Here is a 2,968-nt window from a genome sequence, read left to right on the forward strand (position 1 = left end):
CTTTGCAAAATCAAAACTTCATATAATCACATTTTGGGTCAAGACCTCGACCTATTAGTATCTGTCAGCTGAACACATTGCTGCGCTTACACCTCAGACCTATCAACCTTGTGGTCTACAAGGGGTCTTACTACCTTATGGTATGGGAAATCTCATCTTGAGGGAGGCTTCGTGCTTAGATGCCTTCAGCACTTATCCCTTCCATACATAGCTACTCTGCAGTGCTCCTGGCGGAACAACAGATACACCAGAGGTATGTCCATCCCGGTCCTCTCGTACTAAGGACAGATCCTCTCAAATTTCCTACGCCCACAGCAGATAGGGACCGAACTGTCTCACGACGTTCTGAACCCAGCTCGCGTGCCTCTTTAATGGGCGAACAGCCCAACCCTTGGAACCTGCTTCAGCTCCAGGATGAGACGAGCCGACATCGAGGTGCCAAACCTCCCCGTCGATGTGGACTCTTGGGGGAGATAAGCCTGTTATCCCCGGGGTAGCTTTTATCCGTTGAGCGACGGCCCTTCCATACGGTACCGCCGGATCACTAAGTCCTACTTTCGTACCTGCTCGACTTGTAAGTCTCGCAGTCAAGCTCCCTTTTGCCTTTGCACTCTTCGCGCGATTTCCAACCGCACTGAGGGAACCTTTGAGCGCCTCCGTTACTCTTTAGGAGGCGACCGCCCCAGTCAAACTGCCCACCTGACATTGTCCCGATGGTGGATAACACCACACGGTTAGGACACAGATATAGCAAGAGTGGTATCCCAACGTTGACTCCATACATACTGGCGTACATATTTCTCAGTCTCCCACCTATCCTGTACATGCTATACCTAAATCCAGTGCCAAGCTGCAGTAAAGCTCCACGGGGTCTTTCCGTCTTGCTGCGGGTAACCGGCATCTTTACCGGTACTACAATTTCACCGAGCCCATTGTTGAGACAGTGCCCAAATCGTTACGCCTTTCGTGCGGGTCGGAACTTACCCGACAAGGAATTTCGCTACCTTAGGACCGTTATAGTTACGGCCGCCGTTTACTGGGGCTTCGGTTCATAGCTTCGATTGCTCTAACTAGTCCCCTTAACCTTCCAGCACCGGGCAGGCGTCAGCCCCTATACGTCATCTTTCGATTTAGCAGAGACCTGTGTTTTTGGTAAACAGTCGCTTGGGCCTATTCTCTGCGGCCCCACCTAGCTCTGAACCTGGTGAGGCACCCCTTCTCCCGAAGTTACGGGGTCATTTTGCCGAGTTCCTTAACAATAGTTATCTCGCTTGCCTTAGTATTCTCTACTTACCTACCTGTGTCGGTTTGCGGTACAGGCACCTTAAATCTCGATAGAAACTTTTCTCGACAGTGTGATATCAACGACTTCGCTACTTATTTTTCACTCCCCATCACAGCTCACAATTAACAAGAAGACGGATTTGCCTATCTTCTCTCACTCGCTGCTTGGACGCACATCCAATAGTGCGCTCGCCTAACCTCCTGTGTCATTCCCTCTCTCAAACGATTCTTGGTGGTACAGGAATATTAACCTGTTGTCCATCGCCTACGACTTTCGTCCTCGGCTTAGGTCCTGACTAACCCTGAGCGGACGAACCTTCCTCAGGAAACCTTAGGTTTTCGGCCGGCGGGATTCTCACCCGCCTTTCGCTACTCATGCCAACATTCTCTCTTCTGTACAGTCCACGGCTCCTCGCGATACCGCTTCTACCCGTACAGAATGCTCCCCTACCCCTAACAGTAAACTGTTAAGCCATAGCTTCGGTGGTGGATTTTAGCCCCGGTAATTTTCGGCGCAGGATCACTCGACTAGTGAGCTATTACGCACTCTTTAAATGAATGGCTGCTTCTAAGCCAACATCCTAGTTGTCTGTGCAATCCCACATCCTTTCCCACTTAATCCACACTTTGGGACCTTAGCTGATGGTCTGGGTTGTTTCCCTTTTGACTATGAATCTTATCACCCATAGTCTGACTCCTGATCATATGACTGCGGCATTCGGAGTTTGATAACTTTCGGTAGCCGGTGAAAGCCCCTAGAGTATTCAGTGCTCTACCTCCGCGTCACTAATATCAAGGCTAGCCCTAAAGCTATTTCGGGGAGAACCAGCTATCTCCAGGTTCGATTGGAATTTCTCCGCTATCCACAAGTCATCCCAACCTTTTTCAACAGATATGGGTTCGGTCCTCCACGCAGTCTTACCTGCGCTTCAACCTGCTCATGGATAGGTCACCTGGTTTCGGGTCTACGCCACACAACTCATTCGCCCTATTAAGACTCGGTTTCCCTGCGGCTCCGGTGCTGAACACCTTAACCTTGCTGCGTAACGTAACTCGTTGGCCCGTTCTACAAAAAGTACGTGGTCGTTCCTTAACGAACTTCCACTGCTTGTAAACACAGGGTTTCAGGTTCTATTTCACTCCCCTCCCGGGGTTCTTTTCACCTTTCCCTCACGGTACTATGCGCTATCGGTCACTGAGTAGTATTTAGCCTTGGGAGATGGTCCTCCCTGCTTCCTACAAGGTTTCACGTGCCTCGTAGTACTCTGGAATAATCTGTGGGTCTTCGCTTTTCGTTTACGGGACTATCACCCTCTATGGTGGGCCTTTCCAGACCTCTTCTACTAAGCTACCTCCATCACGTTGTTGATCATCCACAACCCCGAATCCCGAAGGATGCGGTTTGGGCTCTTTCCCGTTCGCTCGCCGCTACTTAGGAAATCGATTTTTCTTTCTACTCCTATGGGTACTTAGATGTTTCAGTTCCCCACGTTCCCCCTATACACCTATGTATTCAGTGCATAGTGACTAGACATTACTCTAGCCGGGTTTCCCCATTCGGACATCTACGGATCAATGTTTGCTTGCAACTCCCCGTAGCTTTTCGCAGCTTACCACGTCCTTCATCGGCTCTCAGTGCCAAGGCATTCACCCTGTGCTCTTAATATCTTGACCTCTTTTAACT

The 2,968-nt window shown here is 50.0% G+C and carries 1 rRNA gene; it reads right to left on the reverse strand.

What is annotated here, in order from left to right:
• Window positions 1–34 precede the first annotated feature (34 nt).
• Window positions 35–2,958 (reverse strand): 23S ribosomal RNA (locus tag DWB64_RS18990).
• Window positions 2,959–2,968: the final 10 nt, after the last annotated feature.

This window comes from Fusibacter sp. A1, assembly GCF_004125825.1.
GTDB lineage: Bacteria > Bacillota > Clostridia > Peptostreptococcales > Acidaminobacteraceae > QQWI01.